We start from the raw sequence: 23660 nt of genomic DNA, 5'->3' as shown, positions 1-23660 counted from the left end.
TTTATTTTAAATAAATTTCAGGGAGGAATTCAGAATGCCTAAAAATTATGTGAAACCAAGCATGCAGGAGGTTTTTCAGATTATCGATGCCGCAGTCAAAACAGATCCAGAGGTAACGAAAGGAAAAGAAGGTGTGTACCAATTTAATATTAAGGATGAAGACGAGGGGACCTATCAGCTGATTATTGATGAAAATGGTCCGCGAGCAGTAGAAGGTGCAGAGCAGGATCCTCAAGTTACCCTTAGATTAAAAGCTGATCATTTTCGGGAGCTTGTTGCTGGAAACTTAAACCCGACGGCGGCATTTATGGGAGGAAAGTTAAAGATTAAAGGAAATATGGGGCTGGCACTGAAACTGCAAACGGTACTTAATTCGTTTGAATTTTAAAAGAGGGGGCGTTTTTTGTGGCACATGAATCCTTTCAAACGGTTGATGGGGAATTAAATTGGAATTCCCCTATGTACAGACTTTATGAGAAAGCAAAAAAGAATGGGAAATGGAATCCGGCAGATATCGATTTCAGTCAGGACAAAGTCGATTTTGAAAGTATGACAGAGGATGAAAAAATAACATCTATGCCGCTTGTTGCTTCCTTTTCTGCAGGTGAGGAAGCCGTTACACTGGATATCCTCCCTATGGTATATGCCATGGCAAGACAGGGTCGACTGGAGGATACCATGTTTTTAACCACATTTATGTTTGATGAGGCCAAACATACCGAAATGTTTTCCAGATGGCAAAGCTATATTGGTGTAGGTGAGATGGAGCTGTCCGTTTTCCATAGTGACAGCTACAAACGAATTTTCTATGAAGCCCTCCCGGAATCTATGGAACGTCTGAACGTTGATGACTCACCTCAAGCCGTTATTCGTGCAGCAACGGTTTACAATATGGTTGTTGAAGGCATCTTAGCAGAGTCAGGATACCACTCCTTCCGTGAAATCTTCAAAAAAGCAGGATTACTGCCCGGGATTTTACAAGGAATAGATAATCTCAATCAGGATGAGGGACGCCATTTACAATTTGGAATTTATACGATTCAGCGGTTATGTGCCGGCAATGATGAAAATTTAAAAGTGTTTCATGATTTTATGGATGAATTGTGGCCGGATGCATATGGAGTTGTCGAATATCTCACATCGTTATATGATGTTCAAATGGCTCAGGATTGGACCAATTCATCGCTGGATTTTGACTCAGATGCGATGAGAAAGTATGCAAAGCGCCAATTTGACATACGGAAAAAGCAGGTTGATCGCGTGAAGAACTTTAATAATGCACAAGAGCTGGATGAACATCTGGTCAAGGCAGAGCCAGTCTGATGAGATTCATTCAGATTGTGGAAGAGGATTTAGGTTAGGAGAAATTCAGGAGGTTTTCTTATGAAACCAAATAATTTAGTGGAAATGCTGAAGAAAACCATGGAACGGTATGGGGAAAAAGATGCCATCATGTGGAAAGAGGATGGCGAATACCGCAGTATGACATATCATGAGTTTTGGCAGGAGATTCGCGATACCGCTTCAGGGTTAGCCAGGCTTGGGATTAAGGCAAATGATAAAGTCGCTATATTGTCCAATAGCAACCCGGCCTGGGGGATTACAGATTTTGCTGTAGCAAGTTTAGGTGCGATCAGTGTTCCAATCTATCCAACTCTGCCGGCGGAACAAGTGGAATTTATTTTGAATAACGCTGATGTTCGTGTAGCTGTAGTGGAGGACGATGAACAGCTGCAGAAGGTTGTCCATAGTGATTTAATTGAGTACAGCATTATTATTTATCCAAGTCGTGGAGATATCCTGCAGGACCGGGTGCTGTCATTTGCTGATCTTGAGGCCAGTGGACAGCAGCATATGCTCCCGTATTGGGAGGATGAATGGAAGCAAATCGACAGGGATCACCTGGCTACAATCATCCATACTTCCGGTACAACAGGTAAGCCTAAGGGAGTTATGCTTACCCATGGAAATTTTCTGGCGAATATTGAAGCGATTCAATTCTGGCTGATTGAACTTTTACCAGAGGATGTACAATTATCCTATCTCCCATTATCCCACGTCTTTGAACGGATGGCTGGCCACTATATGCAGTTTGCGGTCGGTACAACCGTTGCTTATGCAGAAAATATTGATACCATCCAGGAAAATCTTCAGGAAGTACGTCCAACTGTATTAACAAGTGTTCCCCGTTTGTTTGAAAAGGTTTATACAAAGGTCATCGATGAAATTGAAAGCGGTTCCCCTATTAAGAAAAAGGTGTTTAATTGGGCTGTAGGGGTGGGTTTGGAACGCTATGAACGTTATTTGAAAACTCCAGTTCAGGATATTATCATGCAGGAAGCGATGCCGGATGATTTCATGAAAAAATGGAAGCGGGCCGATCGCCTTGTTTATCAGAAGGTTAAAGAAAAGCTTGGAGGCAGACTGCGAGGTATGGTCTCCGGTGGCGGAACGTTAAATCCGGAAATTGCCAGATTCTTCTGGGCACTGGATTTGCCCATTCTGGAGGGCTACGGATTAACAGAAACAACACCGGTAGTAACAACGAATCCGATGCTAAGAGCAAAAGCGGGTACGGTTGGTAAGGTCCTGCCTAACTTAGAAGTGAAAATTGCAGACGACGGAGAAGTATTGGTTAGAGGCCCCAGTGTTATGAAAGGTTATTATAACAACCCGGAAGCTACAAAAGAGGCTTTTTATGGAGATTGGTTCCGAACCGGTGATATAGGTGAACTGGATGAGGAGGATTATTTAAAAATCATCGACCGTAAAAAACGTATTCTTGTATTATCTACAGGTAAAAACGTTGCACCACAGCCTATGGAGAGCTCAATCAATGAGAGTGCCTATATTGAACAATCCGTTATACTTGGGGACCAGCGGAAATTTATTATTACCCTTATCAATCCGGATTTTGAGACCTTGGAGCCCTGGGCAGAGGAACAGGGAATTCAGGCAAAATCCTTAAAAGAGCTTAGTAAGCATCCAAAGGTACAGGAGCTGATGGAGAAGGAAGTCCGGCGTTTAACATCATCCTTTGCCAATTTTGAACAGCCAAAGAAGGTTGTGGTCATAGGGGATGTATGGTCGGTTGATACGGGAGAGCTTACACCAAAGCTGTCTACCAGGGTTAAAGTAATAGAAAAGAAATATAGTGACATCATTGAGCGAGCCTACCAGGAGGCTGAGGCCAGTCGGAATGAAGCGGTGGCAACGGCTGAAAAATAATTAGGATAATTGTATTCTTTTCAAGTTATATTCGGATTATCCGAAGTAAAGAAGGTCCATTCGATGAATGAATGGACCTTTTATGGCCTCGGAACTATTTGATCATTCCTTCCCGCAGAGCTCTGGCTACGGCTTCTGTTCTGTTTCGGGCATTCATTTTCTGCATTATGGCAGAAACATAATCTCTTACGGTGTATTCACTTAAATTAAGTGTGGTTGCTGCTTCACTGGTCGAAGCACCTTCTGCCATTAATTTTAATACTTCCACCTCTCGAGGGGAGAAGTTAACCCGTTCCCCTTTATACGGTTCGATTTGATCATTGTAAAATTTACTTAACATTTCGCCCGCACTCTGTCCGAATTTTATCAATGCCGAGAACGTGTCTTCATTGATCTTAAAGGTTTTGTCTGGTCCCTGATCCAATATTGCTGCTCCTAACAGCTTACTCGTTGTTGACGTGAAGATGGGTGCTACAACTACGGTTTTTAATTCAAATTGCTTTACATACCGCTCTGGAAAACCTAAGGATGCGTCCTTTATATAAAACGGCTGCAAATAGTTCATATTTTGTCCGAACATCTGAAGGAATTGAAGGTTATCCTGGATAATTGGAAGGTTTTCGATATCCTCATTAATATTCTGGATGGCTTTGTTATCCAGGTGATGCCCATAAAGTCCAAATCCCATTTGCTCATTATAGGAATACGAGAATAAGGCACACCTTTCAAACGGTAAATATTCAACAAACCCTGCTGTAATGTTTTCTACTGCCTCATCAAAGGTTTGTGCACGCATAATGGCCTCATTAAACAAAATGACAGAATCCTTCCATTGATCCATTTGCTGTGATTCTTGAAACGAATTCTGTCCCTTTTTAAAAACCTGTAATGAATAGGTAATAAGCGGGATAATATCGGATGCTTTCTGATCCCGGGTGCATATTAATAGAGTTCCATTTTCATAGGGAATCGGAAGAACATTCTGATTCATTGATTCATCCATCTGCTGAAGCAATAATTCTGATAGTTCATAGATGGAATCTGCTTTTATGTCTAAATGGTCATGGAACCAATCCTTATTTTGATGAAACGATTTTTCCACTGTATACTTCTGGTTTTTAAACGTTACCATTGCTGCCCACTTTATAGGAATCTGCTTAGAAGAGACAATCTGCTGAAGAAAGTGCTCAATGGTAAAGTGTTCCTGGTACGGCTGGGTACGTATCCGCTCGCTAATCTTGGAAAATAAATATTTTACAGCCTGATGATCCTGATAAGTATATTCCTGCCCGGATTGAATCGCTTTATGAATTCCGTTTTCCAGTAATGTTAGGATATACTGATTGGACGAAACAGATTCAATGATTTGCGTATTCTCTCTATTCGTTGAACGTCTGGTCAGGACATCATCATCATTAACTTGAAATAAATAAGTTGAAAGGAAATGGGTAGTATCTTCTACACTCTTGTATGACTTTTTTCCAACCTTTTTCAGGTGCAGTAAAAGTTCTTCCCATTCATCTTTAATTGCAGTTTCATGCTTTTTTACAAGCTGAAGCCCCTTTGAATAAACATGATTCATTTTACTGTTAAAGGTTTTCATCATACCTTCTTCCCTTTCAATAGAAGATTAGAAATATCGGATAAAATATAAATCTTCATTTGCTTGTCTTTAATTAAAATAAACATATAAGACCATATGTGATGAATTTCGACGCGAAAGCAAGAATTCCTTCTTTTGTAATATTGATATGCAAAAATTGTGAATTAAATGAAAATTTGTTAAAATTAAGCTGAATATTGATTGTTAACATTTACCCGAGGTACAAATGTAGGGATGATTGGTGAACAAAAAACATTTTCCTATATTTATAGGAATTGGTAACATCGTATTTTTCCTTTAGTCTGTAGTTAAGTGCAGGGTATAAGGCAGATAAGGTCCTGCATTTTTGAAAGTGCTTACAAAGAGGAAATAAACCTATAATTCTAGGATTTGCAAACGAGTACTTCTGGATTACAATAAAGTAAGCCAACAATTATAGGAATTTTCTGAAAAGTTGGCAGGCTGAGAAGGGGGATTTCCCTTTACATGGATGAGAGGATAAACAGAATTGGTTTCATCATTAAGAAAAAGTTCCTGATTTCACTACTTATTGGATTTATGCTTCTTGGTACATTCATTGGATCTTTTGGTTTTACAAGTACCATGTTTGTTTTACCTATTGGAGGCATTGGGGATTTTTACGTGACCTTTGATAAGCTCGAAGGTAAGGGTTTTTCCATGAGTCCCCGCTTTGGGAGATCAGATGATTCAACAGATGATACATCAGATGATACTTTAATAAGGAGCAGCTTCCAATCGGTTACAATCTATGGTTTGCATTTATATAAGGATTTTAAACTTCCGACAGGGGAATGGATTAGAGTGAACATCCATGCCAACCAGCCAACCGAGATTGAAGGTTTAATTCAGGATGCTCGCTTTATTGAAGCAAATTTGCAATTGGATGGAATGGCAATGAATCAATCCTCTGAGGATACGGATGTACTAACCAACTGGATACAAAATGAACAAACCGTAACGATAACGAATGGGGAAATGGTTACAGATTATTTATTTCAGAATATGGTTACGTTAAATGGTGCAGAATTTTCCATCGAAATGCTTAGCGAGTCTCAAGCAAAAGAGCCATCAGCTTCCTGACCCAGCATATTTAGAAATACAACGAATGTAAAGGCTCAAATTAATAAGGAAATGGGAGGGGTGAAAAACAACTGATTTTTTCTGGGACATACTGGACTGCCTGGACTTAAGTTGGTGTGGTTACAATAATAATTTTCAGAATTTACTGTATTTATAAAATTTAAATGAGGTGAATGGAATGAAAGATTCAAGTGTAAGAGTCGGAAACACGATGAAAAAGAAATTCTTCATTGCCTTTTTGACAGGTTTCCTTTCATTAGGAGGAATTATTGGTGTCTTTGGACTTTCAGGTACAGCTTTTGCTATGCCTCTTGGTGGAATGGGAGAGTTCTTTGTTGAGTTCGATGAATTACATGGGGAGGATTTTGAGTTTATACCAAAAACAGGTGAAACAGGGGATTCGGACTCTGCGCCAATGGTACGAAATAAAATGTCCGTAGCAAATATTACAAACTTACACATTTATAAGGACTTGAAACTGCCTACAGGGAATTGGGTACGTGTTCATATTGAAGCTCCAAGTGCATCAATCAAAGGACTCATTCAGGATGCGAGATTCATCGATGCAAACCTGAGCTTTGAGGAGATGGCAATAAAGGAGCAAAATTCTGATGACATTTCTAAAAACTGGACACAAAATGCAACTAAAGTAACGATTGAAAATGCAAAGATTGCGACGAGTTACTTGTTCCAGTCAATGGTAAGTCTGGATGGAGCTGAAATTTCAATGGAAATGATTGATGGACCTGAAACGATAGAATAATAGCTTCTCATATTGGAAGGAGGATGATGAATGGGAAATAAAGAAAGCAGAGCAGCAAAAAAACTGGAAAAGAAGCAGGCGAAATTGCAAAAGAAATATGAGAGTCTCGAGGGAGGAGGAAAGTTTAAAAAATGGCGAAATGACCGCCCGTTTTGGGGGGCTACACTAACATTGCTGGCAGGATTAATGATTTTATATATTCCACTTCAATTATATGCTATTGCCTTTGTTCCTGGCAGTCTGGTGTTTGTCGGATTCCTGTTTGGTGGTCTGATCCTTATCGTTGGCGGTTGTGCCTACTTTTACCCTAAGCTTTCCACCCTCTTTGGCGTGATGACGATATTCTTATCCGTACTTTCAATTATGGGAGCTTTAGGCGGTTTCATTATTGGTACCATCATTGGCATCGTTGGCGGTGCTTTATGTATAGCGTGGCAGCAGGAAGAAGTCTCGATTGATACACCTTCTGAGAACAAACGTGTGAAAAGACGTCCAAAACATCAAAGACCTGTTGAAAACAACCAGTCCTTACAAGCCTAGATTGGGAAGGAGAATGAAAAAGAAGATGATTAGTGATTAATTTCGAGGAGAATTCACATGAAATACAGGCGAAACGTGAAAAAACTGTTTCATATTAGTCTGATGGTGGTCATTATTTTTGCTATATCCTTTCCGTATTTTAATCCTCAGCCTGCAGCTGCTTCTGAAGACAATCATAGCGGAGGCTTTGTGATTGAATCTGAAAAGGTGGATGGATATCTTGAGCTGATAGGCGCACTTATGGGTAAAGTTAAAATTTTTGAGGCAGAAATTCATGGTCTGACGATGACCAAAGTGCTTAACAATGCCGAGACGCCTATAGTAATAAAGATTGAATCGGAAGGTCCTGTCCATGTTAAAAATCTTGAAACAGAAACGATTGATGGACTTCCGCCTCACTTAGGTGGTTTATGCGTTCCCAGTAAAGTGGGAGGACTTTGTCTGGAAGATGTCTCCATGACCGTACCTTACCAGACCGTTGATGATATTACTCTGCCAAATGCAACGGTTAAGACTTGTTATGGGAACGAATGTGGGAGTATTCCCGAAACCCCTTCTATGACCACAGAAGAGGCTAAGAAAATGCTCGAGGGAATTGAAGAGGAACCTCCGTCATCTCTGGAGGAATTAAATGAGAAACTGCAGGAAAATCTGCAGGAATTTAGTACAATAAAAGATCTGACGGGTGAAGCAGAAAAGCTTTTGGATCAAATTAATCAGGGAAATCAGATTGAGTCCATTAAGCAGATTATACAGTCTGTCGATGGTCTGGATTCTGTTGATGATTTATTGGATCTTGATTTAGATTTAAAGAACAAATTAGAAACACTAAACAGTGAATATACATCCTTTGATAATACGACTTCAAAGTTATTTAATAATATTGAAAAGGCTTCATCCAACTTGGAAGAATTAAAAGAAAGCATTAGTCAGAATAAAGAAGCACTGGCAAAACTGGAAGAACAAGATCCAAATAAAGAAAATGAATTAAAGGAACAATCAAAAGTTTACCAGGAATTACAGCAAAAAATGAGTGAAGCAAATGATGAACAAATTGAGAATGATGAAGAACAGAAGCAGAATAGTGAGCAGAAAAATGAGGGGCAGGACCCATCATCCGAAGAAGCTTCAACAACGGATGAAAAACCTGATATTGAGAATTTAACTGAAGAGTGGAATACCCTTGAAGAAGATATCAAACCAGTTGAAGAACGGTTAGAAAAGGTAACGGCAGCAGTAGAAGAACTGGGATTAAAGGAGACGAAGGAAGAGCTCTCACGGCAAATGGATGATACCATAAAATCGTTGGAGCAATTAATCAAAAAACTTGGTCTTGCCAAGAAAGAAAAAGAGGAAAATTCTAAAGAAGAAGACGGACAGAAAAATGATCAAACAGATAACAATTCAAAGGAAGAAAATACGGATCCACCAGACGAGTCTGAAAAAGGGAATCAGGATTCCGCGCCTTCAGACGGATCAAATAACGACGGAAATGATGAATCCAGTCAAAAAGATGATACAGACAACAACCAGGAAGATTCCAGTAATGAAGATACAAATAACAACGATAACACAGATGGTGGTCAGGAAGATGGATCTAATAACGAAGGTACAAATGACAATTCACAAGAGGATTCCAATAGTGAAGAACCAAATGAAGATAATTCCTCAGACGATTCCGGTAATGAGGAAGAGTCACAGGAAGAGGATAGCGGCGATTTGTTAGACGGTCTGATTGATATTCTCTTTCCGTGGCGGCGGTAAACATATTCAGGAGAAATCGTTCCTTCTTAATGTAAGGAACGGTTTCTTTTTTTGGATAGTTATTCGTTAACGGAGCAAAATAAGAGGAAAAAGAAATTTATCTAAGTGACAAAGGTGGAGCCTATGCAATCAGAAAATCATGTGGAAAGATTTGAGATCGCATTTAACCAGATCCATTCGATATTAAAAGAGCGTTCCAAGGATATGAAAACCGATCGATTTGTAGATTTGTTACAGGAAAATCGTGAAAAATATGGTGTGCTGTATTCGAATTATTATAAACTAAAACAGTATGCAAAATTGAGAAATGCCATTGTACATGAACGGATTGACAAAGACTTTTATATAGCAGAGCCGCATGAGGACGTAGTAGGTGATATTGAAAGGATCAGTGATATACTGCAAAACCCACCTAAAGCGATGGACATAGCATCAAAGCCGGTTGAGTTTTTTAAAGCGGAAACTTCAATTAAAAAGATCCTGGCTGCGATTGAAAAGTATGGATACTCTCAATTCCCTATTTATGAGCAAGGTCATTTTAAAGGATTGTTAACAGAAGGGGGAATTGCGAAATGGGTATCACGAACGATTCAAAATGATTGTGTGAATCTGGATCAGGTAACCGCCAAGGACATTTTACAGGTTGAGAAACGAAGAAATGTTGCCTGTCTAAGCCGGGAGCAAACTGTTTACGATGTTGAGGATGCTTTTCAAATGCATTATGAAAAACGACAAAAGCTTGAGGCTATATTAATTTCAGAAGACGGTAATCAGGATTCCTCTCCTCTCGGTATTATCTCAGCCTGGGACTTAGTTAAGATTGAGCATTCAACCATATCGTTATTATCGAATTCCTAATGATTCGAAAGGGGATGGATCCAAAAATCTATAATAATTTCCCGCAACGGAATAAAACGCATGTACATTCATTATTCGATATATGAAGGTAACAACTATAATTAAAGCCAAATAAGTATGATTTTGGCAGGCATTTGCAAAATTTCGGCAGAATCCTTAATAACTGTTTATAATGTAAAAAAATTCATTAAAATTTACGGGCATACATGTTAGAATATATTAATATATAAATTCAGTAACCTAAAAAAATGTGTAGAGTGGTGAAATGATGAAAGTAGCAAAGTTTGGCGGAAGCTCTGTAGCAGATGCTTCCATGATCCAGAAAGTGGCTCAAATTATTTTGGATGATAAAGATCGGAAATTTATCATCGTATCTGCACCAGGTAAACGCAATGATTCCGATATTAAAGTAACCGATTTATTAGTCGAACTGGGAGAAAAGCACGCAGCAAATGAATCTGTCGATACCATAAAAGCAAAAATTGTGGAACGGTTTCAGACGATGATTCATAACCTGTCCCTGTCCTCTGCAATAGTAGATGATATTAGTGAATCGATTGATCAGGTATTAATGAATCCGTCTATAAAAGATCACCGGCTGGATTCTTTAAAGGCTATGGGAGAGGATTCTTTAGCAAAGATTTTGAGTGCCTATCTACAATCACTTGGAGAGGAAGCTACATATATTAACCCTCGGGATGCCGGCATTATTGTGAGTGATGAGCCTGGAAATGCGCAAGTTTTAGATGAAAGCTATGAGAAGATTTATAGATTAAGAGAACATAAGGGAATTATGATTATTCCGGGATTTTTTGGTTTTACGAAGGACCAGAAACTAATGACATTCCCGCGGGGCGGATCCGATATTACGGGGGCCATTATCGCTGCCGGGGTAAAGGCTGATTTATACGAAAACTTTACCGATGTGGATTCCGTTTACTGTGTAAACCCTAATATTGTGGAAAATCCTAAAGAAATCTCAGAATTAACTTACAAAGAGATGAGAGAGCTTTCCTATGCCGGATTTTCCGTTTTTCAGGATGAGGCTCTAATTCCAGCTTTTAAAGCAAAAATTCCGGTGTGCATTAAGAACACCCATAATCCTGACAAAGAAGGTACAATGATTGTATCTGAACGTACAGAACCGTCATCTGGCACAGTAGTTGGGATAGCGAGTGATCGAGGCTTCCTCAGTCTCTATGTAAGTAAATATTTAATGAACCGGGAGATCGGCTTTGGTAAGAATTTGCTGCAAATCCTGGTTGATGAAGGTATTTCTTTTGAACACGCACCGTCCGGTATTGATGACATGTCCGTTATCATACGAGAAGAGAACTTCCCAAAGGCCAAAGAAGAAAAGGTTATGAAACGTATACAGGAAGAATTAGAAGTTGATATGGTAACCGTTGAGCGGGATTTAGCTATGATTATGCTGGTCGGTGAAGGAATGAATAGTACTTACGGTGTGGCCAGTCAATCCACACAGGCGTTTGCTAATGCTGGTGTAAATATTGAAATGATCAACCAGGGTTCCTCCGAAGTTTCGGTTATGTTTGGAATTAAAGAGGAAAGACTTGAAGAATCCGTCCAGTCTCTTTATCAAGTATTCTTTGAAAAGTAAAGCAAATTTGAAAAGACAAGGCATAGAATTGTCTTGTCTTTTTTGATGGCTGTTTTCTAAAGGATTGTTGTTTTCAATAAAAGATATATGATGTGCAATAAATTCAGATCTTAAGGATGAGTGCTATCTCGTCGCTACGGGAATATACTTCGCTTTCACCCAAGGGCACAAGTGCGATATCTATTCAAACTCCCTAAGGTCGTTTTTCATAGTGTCTTCTTTGCCGTGGGCGGCTGGTGAGCCTCCTCGTGCTATCGCACTGCGGGGTCTCACCTATGCCTTCCTCCCACAGGAGTCTACGCATATTCCCACCGCTAAAACAGCGATTCAATCGTTTCTACATTGGATAATATATAGGTATGACCAGATTTCAATATACTTACAATCAGAAGAACCCATTTAGTGGAGGCAGAACATGTAGACTCCTGGTCGGTTAAACACGTCCTGTGCCAACACCGACACTAGAACGTCCTGTTCGTCGTGGGAACAGGACGTGGAGAAGACCCCCGCAGGAAGCGGTTTTGCTTCCAAGGAGGCTGAGGCCGGGCCCATGGAAAGCGAAGTGTTCTTCCGAAACGTATGCATACACTCATCTTGGATCAGAACAATTAAGCATTATTTAAAGGATTTTATCTGTGGCGCATGATCTATCAAAAATGACAGTTTAAAAAACAACAATCACTTCATATAGTTCTGTTATTGGTGATGTGTATAATCCCCATATTTAAATAGTAATAAACGAACAATCTCATAGAAAACTTAGGAAATTGTATTTATACACACAAAAATCCTTGTATTTTACTTTTTACGCTGGATTTTGTTCCGTTTTCGATCCCGGTGGACCATAAAGCCGCCGATGAAGGCCAAGCCTAATAAAAATATAATCAGTCCGGCAAAAAACTGTATAAACAAATGAAAGAAAATAGGATGGACGATATTAAATAAGGCGTCCCTCATGAGCTTTATTCCTATAACAGCAAAAATCCCAGGTATAAAAAGTGTGAGTAAGGCGATAATTCGCGACATAATTGTACTCCCCTTTTTTATCTCTTCTCCTTAATTATATCAAAGCGAGATTCATTAAAGAAAAAGTTATTAAAATTAATTTTATTTATCACGAAGTAACTGGCCGTAATCCCCCCATTGATGGAAGTTTCACTTTATCTAAAAATGCTCGCTCAACGTTCTTTAACCTTTAGGAACCCATGAATCATATTGCATAGGTTTCTGTTTTACTATATGATAATTATATGCAATTTTTTGCGAAAGCAGGGAGGTGCTTAGGTGAATAATGTACTGATTGTTGGTGCTGGAAAAGGAGGTTCAGCTATTTTGAAAATTCTGGCTGACTCCGATGTGCTAAAAGTGGCAGGTATTGTTGATATTCACCCGGATGCACCAGGATTGAAACTGGCAAAGGATAATCATATTAAGACCGGTAATGATTATCGTGTTTGGCTTCAAAAGGATATTGATATCATTATCGAGGCAACAGGAAATCAGAAGGTCTATGAGGATATTCTAGCCCAAAAGCCGCCTGAAATGGTTGTGGTTCCCGGGGCGGTTGCTTATGTGACATCTAAACTGGTAGATGAAAAAGAAGCGTTGGTAAGTGAGTTGAAAAGTCATACGAAAACCCGTGATTTTATTTTGGATGCGATTCATGACGGGATGATTGTTATGGATCAGCATTACCAGGTAAGTTTTGTTAATAAAAGTGCAGAACGAATTCTTGGATTTAAAAGGGCTGAGATGCTTCACAAGCCGATTGAAGAAATTATTCCCTCTACTCGACTGCCGCATGTGTTTAAAGTAGGGAGAAAAGAGGTCAATCAGAAACTTCAATTACATAATGGAAAAAAGGTTATTACGACAAGGATTCCTATTATTAATTCAGCAAATAAAGCTGAAGGTGCATTTGCCGTTTTCAAAGACATTACTGAGGTTGTTAATCTGGCAGAGGAAATTACAGATTTAAAGGAAATAAAGACGATGCTCGAGGCGATTATTCAGTCCTCAGAAGAAGCCATTACAGTTGTGGATGAAAAGGGTAATGGACTCATGATTAACCCGGCCTATACACGTATTACCGGACTGACGGAAAAGGATGTTATAGGAAAACCGGCTACAGCGGATATTTCAGAAGGCGAGAGTATGCATTTAAAGGTCCTGAAAACACGTAGACCAGTAAGAGGTGTTCATTTAAAAGTAGGGCCTGCAAATAAAGATGTCATTGTGAATGTTGCTCCTATGATTGTTGACGGCAAGCTTAAAGGAAGTGTAGGTGTCATTCATGACGTGTCTGAAATACAATCTCTCACCTCTGAATTAAAACGTGCCAGACAAATTATCCGAAACCTTGAAGCTAAATATACTTTTGATGATATTATCGCAGAATCTACAGAAATGAATATAGCTTTGGAGCAGGCCAAAGTTGGTGCCAAAACACCTGCGACAGTTTTGTTAAGAGGAGAATCAGGCACAGGGAAAGAGCTGTTTGCGCATGCCATTCATAATGAGAGTACACGCAGACATAACAAATTTATTCGTGTGAATTGTGCAGCTATTGCAGAATCATTATTGGAGAGTGAACTATTTGGTTATGAAGCAGGCGCATTCTCTGGAGCGAAGCAAAATGGGAAACGAGGTTTATTTGAAGAAGCACACAATGGCAGCATATTCCTGGATGAAATTGGTGAGTTGTCTCTCAACACACAGGCCAAGCTTTTGCGTGTGTTACAGGAGGGAGAAATTGTTCGGGTAGGGGGTACGAATCCAGTAACGATTGACACAAGGATTATTGCTGCGACAAATGTAAATCTGGAAAAAGCGATTATGCAGGGAGAATTTCGTGAGGATTTGTATTATCGTTTAAACCGATTACCGATTTATATCCCGCCCCTAAGAGAACGCCTGGATGATTTACCGGCACTGATTCATCACCTTATTCAGAAATTAAATCAGGATTATGGACGTCAGGTGAAAGCTATTAGTCAGGAGGCCATTCAGAGTTTAACCAATTATCATTTTCCGGGAAATGTTCGAGAGTTAGAGAATATTATTGGTCGTGCCATGATTTATATGAATCATACAGAAGATGAAATTATAGCAGAACACATTCCCAAATTTACAAGTCAGATAAAGTCTGAATCGACCGAGGAAAAGCTTCCTGCTCCTAACCTTAAGAACATGACTCTTCAGGATGCGCTGAACGAATATGAAAAACAGGTTTTAATTAGGGTGCTGGAAGAAAATCAATATAATAAAACAAAAACTGCAAGGCGATTGGGAATCTCTATTCGAAATCTTTATTACAAGCTGGACAAGCATAATATTGACAAAAGTAACATGCAAAATCATTCATGAATGCAAAAAGTTGCAGACAGTTTTCCACATAAAATGAAGCGTTTTCATAAAAAAGGGTTGGCATGGCTTTTGCATGTATTTATAATGGAGGCTGTTTCGCGATAGATACAGAGGTGAGGAACATGAAATTAACAGCGTTGCATGAAAAATTAACCCGGGATAAAGCAGAAAGAACCATTGCTTTAGCACAAGCAGCAGATCCGGAAGTACTAAAGGCTGTCAAGCATACACTTGAAATGAAGGTTGCTGGATTTAGATTATTTGGCGATATTGGACATATTCGAGCCTATGCTGAAGAGGTTGGTCTGGATTTAAATCAAGACAACATTGAAGTCTTCCATACAGAAAATTTTGGGGAAGCCGCTCAACGTGCAGTTCAGGATGTTCATCACAAAAAAGCAGACGTTTTAATGAAAGGTAACCTTTCGACAAAACAGCTCTTAAAACAGGTATTGAACAAGGAACATGGTTTAAGAACTTCACGTGTATTGAGCCATGTAGCTGTTTTTGAAATACCTGAACAGAATCGATTGATTTATCTGACAGATGCAGCTATGAATCTTACACCTGATTTAAAAACGAAAGCTGAAATCATTCAAAATGCCGTTGATGTTTACCGAAAAGTCGATCAGAACACACCTAAGGTAGCAGCTCTTGCGGCAGTGGAGGTTGTGAACCCTTCTATGCCGGCAACTGTAGATGCAGCTGCCTTATCACAAATGCAAAAAAGAGGGCAAATAAAGGATTGTATCGTGGATGGACCTCTGGCGTTTGATAATGCATTCTCTATGGAATCCGTTCATGAAAAAGGTATTAAGTCTGAGGTTGCAGGTCAGGCAGACATACTGGTGGTACCTGAATTAGAAACAGGGAATGCTTTATATAAGTCATTTATTTATTTTGCAGGAGCAAAGGTTGCATCTGTGATCAGTGGAGCCGCTGCACCAATCGTGCTTACCTCCCGTTCAGATACACATGAAAGTAAGCTCTATTCAATCATACTGGGGCTATTAACAGCCGATCACAACAAATAAGAGGGGGATATCTTTATGGAATTATTTAAGTATATGGAACATGATGAGTATGAACAGGTTCTGTTTTGTCAGGATCAGGCATCAGGTTTGAAAGCAATCATTGCCATCCATGATACATCACTGGGTCCGGCACTTGGGGGAACGAGAATGTGGACCTATGAATCAGAGGAAGATGCTTTGATTGATGCATTAAGACTGTCAAAGGGGATGACCTATAAGAATGCGGCTGCAGGACTGAATCTTGGCGGAGGTAAAACGGTCATTATAGGTGACCCTAAAAAGGATAAAAATGAAGCGATGTTTCGAGCATTCGGTCGTTATATTCAGGGGCTGGGTGGCCGTTATATCACAGCAGAAGACGTAGGGACGACGGTACACGATATGGATACTATATATCAGGAAACCAATTATGTAACAGGAATTTCCCCTGCCTTTGGTTCATCCGGAAATCCTTCTCCGGCAACTGCTTATGGTGTTTATCGGGGAATGAAGGCTGCAGCAAAGGAAGCCTTTGGAACAGACAGTCTTGAAGGAAGAGTTGTCGCCGTACAAGGAGTCGGTAATGTTGCTTATCAGCTCTGCAGGCATCTTCATGAAGAAGGAGCACAGCTGGTCGTTACAGATATTGATAAGAATGCCGTTCAGAGAGCTGTGGATGATTTTGAGGCAAAAGCTGTCGATCCAGATGATATATATGATGTGGACTGTGATATTTATGCTCCATGTGCTTTAGGCGCAACAATTAATGATGAAACCATACCCAGGTTGTCAGCTAAAGTAGTTGCTGGCTCAGCTAACAATCAATTAGCAGAGTCGAGACATGGAGATGTTTTATATGAAAAGGGAATTGTCTATGCACCTGATTATGTAATTAATGCTGGAGGGGTCATCAATGTTGCTGATGAGCTTTATGGATATAATCGGGAAAGGGCAATGAAAAAAATCGAGACCCTTTATGACAACATTACAAAAGTGTTTGAGATTTCCAAACGTGATCATATTCCAGCCAATGTTGCTGCTGACCGTATGGCAGAAGAAAGAATTTCAGGTCTGCACAAATCCAGAAGTACTTTTTTACAGGATGAACACCACGTGATATCCAGGAGATAACGAATGATGTATGTACGCATGTGAAATCATTGGAGGTTATTATGTTGCAGCAAAAGAACTTTCGAATTTTAGTGATCAACCCAGGCTCAACCTCTACAAAGATGGGTGTTTTTGATAATCATCAGTGTATATTTGAAAAAACCATCAGACATTCATCCGATGAAATAAATTCCTTTCCAAACCTGTTTGATCAATATGATTTCAGAAAGCAAATGATCTTAGAGCATCTGGATTATGAAGGGATAAATATTTCCAGGCTGGATGCCGTTTGCGGGCGAGGGGGACTTCTGCGCCCCATCAAAGGAGGAACTTATACTGTTAATAACCAGATGCTCAAGGATTTAAAGGAAGGCTATAATGGAAAGCATGCTTCTAACCTGGGAGGGATTATAGCCCATGAAATAGCTTTAGGCTTAAACATTCCGGCATTTATCGTAGACCCTGTTGTGGTTGATGAATTGGAAGACCTGGCGAGATATTCAGGTGTTCCGGAAATTCCACGTAAAAGTATTTTTCATGCATTGAATCAAAAAGCTGTGGCCCGTAAAGCTGCCGTAGATTTAAATAAGCGGTACGAGGAAACGAATCTTGTTGTCACACATATGGGTGGGGGTATTACAGTAGGTGCCCATAAAAAAGGCCGGGTTGTGGATGTGAATAATGGTCTCCATGGTGATGGACCGTTTTCACCAGAAAGAGCAGGTACAGTACCTGCCGGTGATTTAATTTCCTTAAGCTTCAGCGGGGAGTATTTTATAGACGAAATGATGAAAAAAATTGTTGGTCATGGTGGTCTGATGGGGTACCTGAAAACCAATGATGCCCGGGAAGTGGAAAAGCGAATCAAGCACGGTGATAAGGAAGCGGAAGAAGTTTATGAGGCTATGGCCTATCAGGTAGCTAAGGAAATCGGCAGTGCATCGGTGGTATTAGAAGGTAAAGTAGATGCAATTGTCCTTACAGGCGGACTCGCTTATGATGAATCCTTTGTAGATATGATTAAAAAACGGGTGAAATGGATTGCGGATATTTGGACGTACCCAGGAGAGGATGAACTGCTGGCGTTGGCTGAAGGGACCTTACGCGTTTTAAATGGGGAAGAGGACCCTAAGACTTATCCACAGTCTATATAGATAGAAAGGAGTGAAAGAAAATGGCAGAAGACTATGATTTAGTCATTCTTGGTGGTGGAACAGGGGGATATGTGGCTGCTATAAGGGCCAGTCAACTAGGATTAAAAACCGCTATCGTTGAGAAGGGCAACCTTGGAGGAACGTGTCTTCATAAAGGTTGTATTCCATCCAAGGCCTTATTGCGCAGTGCTGAGGTATTTCGTCAGGCTAAAGAGGCAGCCGAATACGGAATTGAACTAACATCCCCCAAAATAAATTTCGTTAAAGTTCAAGAACGAAAACAAAGAATTGTCGATCAATTACATACAGGTGTCCAGTCGCTGATGAAAAGAGGTAAAATCGATATTTTTGAAGGATTTGGCCGTATATTAGGTCCGAGTATTTTTTCACCAGTCCCTGGAACGATATCCGTTGAAATGAACAATGGCGAGGAAAATGCCATGCTCGTTCCTAAAAATGTACTCATTGCAACGGGATCCAGGCCGAATACACTTCCCGGTTTAGATATTGATGGAAAATTTGTCTTAACTTCAGATGAAGCATTGGAACTTGAGGAGCTTCCGGAATCAATGATTATTGTAGGTGGAGGCGTAATCGGCATCGAATGGGCATCTATGCTTGCCGACTTTGGTGTTGACGTGACGATTCTTGAATATGCAGACCGTATTCTCCCTGCTGAGGATCAGGATATATCTAAAGAAATGACCCGATTACTGAAGAAGAAAGGAATTAAAATTGAAACGGGTGCTAAAGTCCTTCCAGACACGCTAAAGAAGGAGAATGGTGTTCAAATTTCAGCAGAAAAGAAGGGGCAGAGAAAAGACTTTACTGCCAGTAAGCTGCTGGTGTCAGTCGGCCGTTCAGCCAATATCGAGAACATTGGTCTGGAAAATACTGATATTCAAGCTGAGCAGGGAGTTATACAAACGAATTCATACTATCAGACTAAAGAATCCCATATTTATGCCATTGGAGATGTGATTGGCGGCTTGCAGCTGGCCCATGTGGCATCACATGAAGGGAAGCTTGCTGTTGAGCATATGGCAAACGAAGAACCTTATCCATTGAAACAGGAGGAAATACCAACCTGTATTTACTCAAATCCTGAGGCAACCAGTGTTGGTCTGACAGAACAGGAAGCGAAAGATCAAGGGTATGAAGTTAAAATCGGGAAATTTCCTTTTAAAGCCATTGGGAAAGCCCTCGTTCAAGGTGAATCAGATGGTTTTGTAAAAATTGTAGCTGATAGAAACAGTGATGATCTGTTGGGCGTTCATATGATTGGTCCTCATGTGACAGACATGATTACGGAAGGGACGCTTGCCAAAGTGCTGGATGCCACACCATGGGAGTTATCCGAAACGATTCATCCTCATCCATCCTTAACAGAGGGGATGGGAGAAGCAGCTTTAGCCGTTGATGGAAAGCAGATACACGGATAATGATAAGCAGAAGTTATTAAAGGAGGGGTATTGATGACACAAAATCGCCACAAATCATTGGGATTGACAGATGAGCAGGTGCTGGATATCTATAGGCACATGCTTCTGGCCAGAAAAATAGATGAAAGAATGTGGCTGTTAAATCGGGCAGGAAAGATTCCGTTTGTTATCTCCTGTCAGGGACAGGAAGCCGCACAGGTGGGAGCATCCTTTGCATTGGATCGTGATCAGGATTATGTTGCTCCTTATTATCGTGATCTGGGAGTGGTATTGGCTTTTGGAATGACTGCAAAAGAATTAATGCTGTCAGGATTTGCGAAAGCTGAAGACCCTAATTCCGGCGGACGTCAGATGCCAGGTCATTTTGGTCAAAGGAAAAACCGGATTTTAACTGGATCATCGCCGGTAACCACCCAGGTTCCCCATGCTGTAGGAGTTGCTTTAGCAGCCAAGATGGAAAAGAAAGACATTGCTTCCTTTGTAACGTTAGGAGAGGGATCTTCTAACCAGGGCGATTTCCACGAAGGCTTAAATTTTGCTGGTGTCCACAAATTACCTGTGATTACTATGGTCGAAAATAATAAATATGCCATATCCGTCCCATTAGAAAAACAGCTTGGAAGTAAATCTGTCTCCGATCGAGCCCAGGGATACGGTATGCCGGGAGTAACCATAGATGGCAATGATCCATTAGCTGTTTATGAAGCTGTCCGGGATGCCAGACAACGTGCTGTGAATGGAGAGGGACCAACTTTAATTGAAACGGTATCCTACAGGTTTACTGCCCATTCAAGTGATGATGACGACCGGACCTACCGTGAAAAGGAAGAAGTGGAAGAAGCTAAAAAGAAGGATGCTTTAATTACATTTGGCGACTATTTAAAGCAAAATGGCATTTTAACCGATGACATCGAAAACGAGCTTCATTCAGAAATAGATAAAATGGTAAATGAAGCCACGGAATACGCAGAAAACGCACCGTATGCTGATTCGGAAAGCACCCTGCGTTATGTCTATGCAGAGTAAAGGAGGGGGATAACGATGCCTGTAATATCATATATTCAAGCTGTGACTCAAGCGATGCAGGAGGAAATGAGGCGAAACGAGAAGGTTTTTGTTTTAGGTGAGGACGTCGGGAAAAAAGGTGGCGTGTTCAGGGCCACTGACGGTCTCTATGACGAGTTTGGCGAAGAACGGGTGATCGATACACCTCTGGCAGAATCGGCTATTGCCGGAGTGGGGATTGGAGCAGCTATGTATGGCATGAGGCCTGTTGCCGAAATGCAATTTGCAGACTTTATTATGCCTGCTGTCAATCAGATTATATCCGAAGCAGCCAAAATTCGTTATCGTTCAAACAATGACTGGCATTGCCCGATTACTATTCGAGCTCCTTATGGCGGGGGCGTGCACGGTGCTTTATATCATTCCCAGTCAGTGGAATCGGTGTTTGCCAATCAGCCCGGCCTTAAAATCGTCATGCCATCCACCCCGTATGATGCAAAAGGACTACTTAAAGCAGCTATAAGGGATGAAGATCCTGTTTTATTTTTTGAACATAAGCGTGCCTATCGACTATTAAAAGGTGATGTACCTGAGGATGATTATGTATTGCCTATTGGAAAAGCCGATGTTAAACGAGAAGGAACAGATATTACCGTCATTACATATGGCCTCGGTGTTCATTTTGCTCTTCAGGCTTCTGAAAAGCTAGAGGAAGAGGGGATTTCCCCACACATTTTAGATTTGCGGACGGTTTATCCTCTCGATAAAGAAGCGATTATTGAGGCAGCGAGAAAAACGGGAAAAGTGCTGCTGGTCACTGAAGATAATAAAGAAGGCAGTATACTAAGTGAAGTTTCAGCAATCATTTCGGAAAACTGCTTGTTTGATTTAGATGCACCCGTACAACGACTCGCAGGACCAGATGTACCCGCGATGCCTTTTGCGCCTCCAATGGAAAAGTATTTTATGATCAACCCGGAAAAAACCGAAAAAGCCATGCGGGAACTAGCAGAATTTTAGGTAGAAAAGCGGAGGCGACCGGGAGCCGCAGCTGGACAAAGAAAAGCGAAGGCGACCGTTTAGTCTGAAAACAAAAGGAGGGATAAGATGGCAACGGAAAGAATACACATGCCTCAGCTTGGAGAGAGTGTAACTGAGGGAACAATCAGTACCTGGCTTGTGAGTGAAGGTGACCAGGTGAATAAATATGATCCGATAGCTGAGGTTATGACGGATAAAGTGAATGCGGAAGTACCATCATCCTTTACAGGAAAAATAACAGAGCTCGTTGCATCAGAAGGCGATACGATTTCTGTTGGGGACTTAATGTGTTATATAGAGACGGAAGGAAGTTCAGAAGCTACTGAAACGCAAGCGGAAGAAACTACAGCTGCACAAACAGAGGAAGCAGTGGATCATTTTGAGGAAAAGCCGATGAAAAAACGCTATTCACCAGCTGTACTTCGCTTAGCACAGGAGCATGATATTGATTTGAATCATGTTGAAGGGTCTGGTCGTGGAGGACGTATTACACGAAAAGATTTAGAAAAGATCATTCAAACAGGTGATATACCTAAACCAGCCTCTCAGCCAGGCTCGGGAAAATCAGACAGAGATGTCACAGAGCCTGTTAAGGATTCCGAAAAACAGACAGTATCTCCGACGGATTCTGTTACTTCAGGAGATGGAGATATCGAAATTCCTGTAACAGGAGTGCGTAAAGCCATTGCTCAAAACATGGTCCGGTCTAAGCAGGAGATTCCTCATGCATGGATGATGGTTGAGGCTGATGTAACAGACTTAGTAAAGGCAAGAGATGAACTGAAAAATGAGTTTAAACAGAAGGAAGGCTTCAGTCTTACTTACTTTGCCTTTTTTGTAAAAGCTGTTGCACAGGCGCTTAAGGAATATCCGCAATTAAACAGTACCTGGGCTGGAGATAAAATTATTCAGCGAAAGGACATTCATCTATCAATTGCTGTAGCAAAGGATCAGGAATTGTTTGTACCGGTTATTAAAAATGCGGATGAGAAGAGTATTAAAGGCATTGCTAAAGATATCCACAACCTTGCTTCTAAGGCCAGGAGCGGAAAACTGACTCAGGATGATATGCAAGGTGGAACATTTACAGTTAATAATACCGGTTCGTTTGGATCCGTACAGTCCATGGGGGTTATTAACCATCCTCAGGCAGCCATATTACAGGTTGAATCCATTGTTGAGAAGCCTGTGATTATCAATGGAATGTTTGCTGCCAGACATATGGTAAACCTTTGTTTATCCCTTGATCACCGTATTTTAGATGGTCTGGTCTGTGGAAACTTCTTGAAGCGGTTGAAAGAAATTCTGGAAAATATGTCATCGGATAGTACTTCCGTTTATTAACAAATGTTGTCATATAGCCTTCTATAAAACAACAGAAATTAACAAATTTATCTTCAAATGTTTTATCACTCACTGGGAATTCTAAATGGATGAAGGAGGTTGATAGGGATGGCCAATCAACAAAGAAGAAATTGGTTACCAATCCTTGCATCCGTTGGAATTGGTGCTGCTGCTTTTTACAGTATGCGTCAAGGTAATGGCGTGGGTAAAATGGCTCAGAAAATGACTGGAATGGGCGGCCAAAGTCAGAACCAGACACAAAACCATCAGACCAGCCAGTTATCTTAATGATTTAATTAGGGCAGATTCTTACTGAGGAATCTGCCCTTTTGTTTATATGGAATTGTAATTAAAAACAGCTTATTGTAGATAAGGAATCATGATAGGCCACGTCCGGCTCCACCGACTAGCGAGACTTCCTTCACCTCGTCCGATATGTCAACATCGACTCACGCTGTTCGCCGTGTTTCCTTTTCCGCGTGTTAACTGGCTGTAAGACCCCCTGTAAGAAATAAGTGGGGGTCAACAGCCAGTAAACACCCGATTTGTTCAACTAGCAATCCGTGGGGGATGAACCCCCACGGATTGAAGTTTCACTTTATCTCCTCCGGCTCAGTCCAGTCTGTACGTCGCTAATAGAAAAGCGGAGGCGACTGTTCAGGTCATGCGGGATAAGACGAAGACATGGAGTGGCATGTTTTTGGCCA

Annotated in this window: 20 protein-coding genes; 18 read left to right on the top strand and 2 right to left on the bottom strand. The window is 40.7% G+C overall.

Translation table 11 applies throughout. The features are described from left to right. The first annotated feature begins 34 nt into the window (after positions 1-34). Genes ACZ5OK_RS10885 through ACZ5OK_RS10875 form a run of 3 tightly spaced genes read left to right on the top strand, consistent with a single transcriptional unit; the run spans position 35 to position 3228 of the window. Entirely contained in the window at positions 35-388 is a 354-nt protein-coding gene (locus ACZ5OK_RS10885) for an SCP2 sterol-binding domain-containing protein (RefSeq protein ID WP_343836852.1), read from the top strand. 17 nt (positions 389-405) lie between these two features. Then, positions 406-1323, top strand: a complete 918-nt coding sequence (locus ACZ5OK_RS10880; protein WP_343836851.1) for a R2-like ligand-binding oxidase — start codon at positions 406-408, stop codon at positions 1321-1323. A gap of 60 nt (positions 1324-1383) precedes the next feature. Beyond that, on the top strand, positions 1384-3228 hold the full coding sequence (locus tag ACZ5OK_RS10875; RefSeq protein WP_343836849.1) for an AMP-dependent synthetase/ligase: 1845 nt from the start codon (positions 1384-1386) through the stop codon (positions 3226-3228). Positions 3229-3322: 94 nt separating this feature from the next. Here ACZ5OK_RS10875 and ACZ5OK_RS10870 read toward each other — a convergent pair whose 3' ends face one another. Further along, positions 3323-4810, bottom strand: a complete 1488-nt coding sequence (locus ACZ5OK_RS10870) for a response regulator transcription factor (protein ID WP_343836847.1) — start codon at positions 4808-4810, stop codon at positions 3323-3325. 507 nt (positions 4811-5317) lie between these two features. On the opposite strand from ACZ5OK_RS10870, the gene ACZ5OK_RS10865 reads away from it, so the two are divergent. The 6 genes from ACZ5OK_RS10865 to ACZ5OK_RS10840 all read left to right on the top strand — a co-directional run bounded on the left by ACZ5OK_RS10865 (position 5318) and on the right by ACZ5OK_RS10840 (position 11478). Next, positions 5318-5932: a DUF6230 family protein gene (locus ACZ5OK_RS10865; RefSeq protein WP_343836845.1), complete on the top strand. Its 615-nt coding sequence runs from the start codon at positions 5318-5320 to the stop codon at positions 5930-5932. A 178-nt stretch (positions 5933-6110) separates the two neighbouring features. Beyond that, positions 6111-6695, top strand: a complete 585-nt coding sequence (locus ACZ5OK_RS10860; protein WP_343836844.1) for a DUF6230 family protein — start codon at positions 6111-6113, stop codon at positions 6693-6695. Between the two features lie 30 nt (positions 6696-6725). Continuing rightward, positions 6726-7235: a DUF6114 domain-containing protein gene (locus tag ACZ5OK_RS10855; protein WP_343836841.1), complete on the top strand. Its 510-nt coding sequence runs from the start codon at positions 6726-6728 to the stop codon at positions 7233-7235. Between the two features lie 57 nt (positions 7236-7292). Beyond that, the gene (locus ACZ5OK_RS10850; protein ID WP_343836839.1) at positions 7293-8999 is read left to right on the top strand and encodes a putative sodium/potassium/calcium exchanger; all 1707 of its coding nucleotides are present in this window, start codon (positions 7293-7295) and stop codon (positions 8997-8999) included. Between the two features lie 123 nt (positions 9000-9122). Then, the gene (locus ACZ5OK_RS10845) at positions 9123-9857 is read left to right on the top strand and encodes a CBS domain-containing protein (protein ID WP_343836837.1); all 735 of its coding nucleotides are present in this window, start codon (positions 9123-9125) and stop codon (positions 9855-9857) included. Positions 9858-10125: 268 nt separating this feature from the next. Beyond that, positions 10126-11478 carry an aspartate kinase gene (locus ACZ5OK_RS10840; protein WP_343836835.1) on the top strand — a complete coding sequence of 451 codons (1353 nt, stop codon included), beginning with the start codon at positions 10126-10128 and terminating at the stop codon, positions 11476-11478. A 798-nt stretch (positions 11479-12276) separates the two neighbouring features. On the opposite strand, the gene ACZ5OK_RS10835 is transcribed toward ACZ5OK_RS10840, so the two are convergent. Next, positions 12277-12504 (bottom strand): DUF2627 domain-containing protein, encoded by a 228-nt coding sequence (locus tag ACZ5OK_RS10835; protein ID WP_343836833.1) that lies wholly within the window; start codon positions 12502-12504, stop codon positions 12277-12279. Between the two features lie 258 nt (positions 12505-12762). Between ACZ5OK_RS10835 and ACZ5OK_RS10830 the strand changes: the two genes are divergently transcribed. From ACZ5OK_RS10830 to ACZ5OK_RS10790, 9 genes are all read left to right on the top strand, one after another. Then, positions 12763-14844 carry a sigma 54-interacting transcriptional regulator gene (locus tag ACZ5OK_RS10830; protein ID WP_343836831.1) on the top strand — a complete coding sequence of 694 codons (2082 nt, stop codon included), beginning with the start codon at positions 12763-12765 and terminating at the stop codon, positions 14842-14844. A gap of 122 nt (positions 14845-14966) precedes the next feature. Next, positions 14967-15878, top strand: coding sequence for a phosphate butyryltransferase (gene yqiS / locus ACZ5OK_RS10825; protein WP_343836829.1), 912 nt, complete (start codon positions 14967-14969; stop codon positions 15876-15878). A 15-nt stretch (positions 15879-15893) separates the two neighbouring features. Beyond that, positions 15894-16988: a Leu/Phe/Val dehydrogenase gene (locus tag ACZ5OK_RS10820; RefSeq protein WP_343836826.1), complete on the top strand. Its 1095-nt coding sequence runs from the start codon at positions 15894-15896 to the stop codon at positions 16986-16988. Positions 16989-17029: 41 nt separating this feature from the next. Then, positions 17030-18121 (top strand): butyrate kinase, encoded by a 1092-nt coding sequence (buk, locus tag ACZ5OK_RS10815; protein WP_343837737.1) that lies wholly within the window; start codon positions 17030-17032, stop codon positions 18119-18121. 20 nt (positions 18122-18141) lie between these two features. Next, positions 18142-19563 carry a dihydrolipoyl dehydrogenase gene (gene lpdA / locus ACZ5OK_RS10810; protein ID WP_343836824.1) on the top strand — a complete coding sequence of 474 codons (1422 nt, stop codon included), beginning with the start codon at positions 18142-18144 and terminating at the stop codon, positions 19561-19563. Positions 19564-19596: 33 nt separating this feature from the next. Further along, positions 19597-20589: a thiamine pyrophosphate-dependent dehydrogenase E1 component subunit alpha gene (locus ACZ5OK_RS10805; protein ID WP_343836822.1), complete on the top strand. Its 993-nt coding sequence runs from the start codon at positions 19597-19599 to the stop codon at positions 20587-20589. A gap of 15 nt (positions 20590-20604) precedes the next feature. After that, on the top strand, positions 20605-21588 hold the full coding sequence (locus tag ACZ5OK_RS10800) for an alpha-ketoacid dehydrogenase subunit beta (protein WP_343836820.1): 984 nt from the start codon (positions 20605-20607) through the stop codon (positions 21586-21588). A gap of 87 nt (positions 21589-21675) precedes the next feature. Beyond that, entirely contained in the window at positions 21676-22953 is a 1278-nt protein-coding gene (locus tag ACZ5OK_RS10795; protein WP_343836818.1) for a dihydrolipoamide acetyltransferase family protein, read from the top strand. 108 nt (positions 22954-23061) lie between these two features. Beyond that, a complete protein-coding gene (locus ACZ5OK_RS10790; protein ID WP_343836815.1) occupies positions 23062-23241 on the top strand; it encodes a hypothetical protein in 180 nt (59 codons plus the stop codon). Positions 23242-23660 lie beyond the last annotated feature (419 nt).

The sequence above is a fragment of the Salinibacillus aidingensis genome, from assembly GCF_055393355.1.
Note: the sequence above shows the minus strand (reverse complement) of the source record. Positions and strands in the feature narration are given on the sequence as shown.

Coding starts and splice junctions, on each gene's coding strand:
- ACZ5OK_RS10885 (WP_343836852.1), top strand. CDS start 35: ATGCCTAAAAATTATGTGAAACCAAGCATGCAGGAGGTTTTTCAGATT.
- ACZ5OK_RS10875 (WP_343836849.1), top strand. CDS start 1,384: ATGAAACCAAATAATTTAGTGGAAATGCTGAAGAAAACCATGGAACGG.
- ACZ5OK_RS10870 (WP_343836847.1), bottom strand. CDS start 4,810: ATGAATCATGTTTATTCAAAGGGGCTTCAGCTTGTAAAAAAGCATGAA.
- ACZ5OK_RS10865 (WP_343836845.1), top strand. CDS start 5,318: ATGGATGAGAGGATAAACAGAATTGGTTTCATCATTAAGAAAAAGTTC.
- ACZ5OK_RS10860 (WP_343836844.1), top strand. CDS start 6,111: ATGAAAGATTCAAGTGTAAGAGTCGGAAACACGATGAAAAAGAAATTC.
- ACZ5OK_RS10855 (WP_343836841.1), top strand. CDS start 6,726: ATGGGAAATAAAGAAAGCAGAGCAGCAAAAAAACTGGAAAAGAAGCAG.
- ACZ5OK_RS10850 (WP_343836839.1), top strand. CDS start 7,293: ATGAAATACAGGCGAAACGTGAAAAAACTGTTTCATATTAGTCTGATG.
- ACZ5OK_RS10845 (WP_343836837.1), top strand. CDS start 9,123: ATGCAATCAGAAAATCATGTGGAAAGATTTGAGATCGCATTTAACCAG.
- ACZ5OK_RS10840 (WP_343836835.1), top strand. CDS start 10,126: ATGAAAGTAGCAAAGTTTGGCGGAAGCTCTGTAGCAGATGCTTCCATG.
- ACZ5OK_RS10835 (WP_343836833.1), bottom strand. CDS start 12,504: ATGTCGCGAATTATCGCCTTACTCACACTTTTTATACCTGGGATTTTT.
- yqiS (WP_343836829.1), top strand. CDS start 14,967: ATGAAATTAACAGCGTTGCATGAAAAATTAACCCGGGATAAAGCAGAA.
- ACZ5OK_RS10820 (WP_343836826.1), top strand. CDS start 15,894: ATGGAATTATTTAAGTATATGGAACATGATGAGTATGAACAGGTTCTG.
- buk (WP_343837737.1), top strand. CDS start 17,030: ATGTTGCAGCAAAAGAACTTTCGAATTTTAGTGATCAACCCAGGCTCA.
- lpdA (WP_343836824.1), top strand. CDS start 18,142: ATGGCAGAAGACTATGATTTAGTCATTCTTGGTGGTGGAACAGGGGGA.
- ACZ5OK_RS10805 (WP_343836822.1), top strand. CDS start 19,597: ATGACACAAAATCGCCACAAATCATTGGGATTGACAGATGAGCAGGTG.
- ACZ5OK_RS10800 (WP_343836820.1), top strand. CDS start 20,605: ATGCCTGTAATATCATATATTCAAGCTGTGACTCAAGCGATGCAGGAG.
- ACZ5OK_RS10795 (WP_343836818.1), top strand. CDS start 21,676: ATGGCAACGGAAAGAATACACATGCCTCAGCTTGGAGAGAGTGTAACT.
- ACZ5OK_RS10790 (WP_343836815.1), top strand. CDS start 23,062: ATGGCCAATCAACAAAGAAGAAATTGGTTACCAATCCTTGCATCCGTT.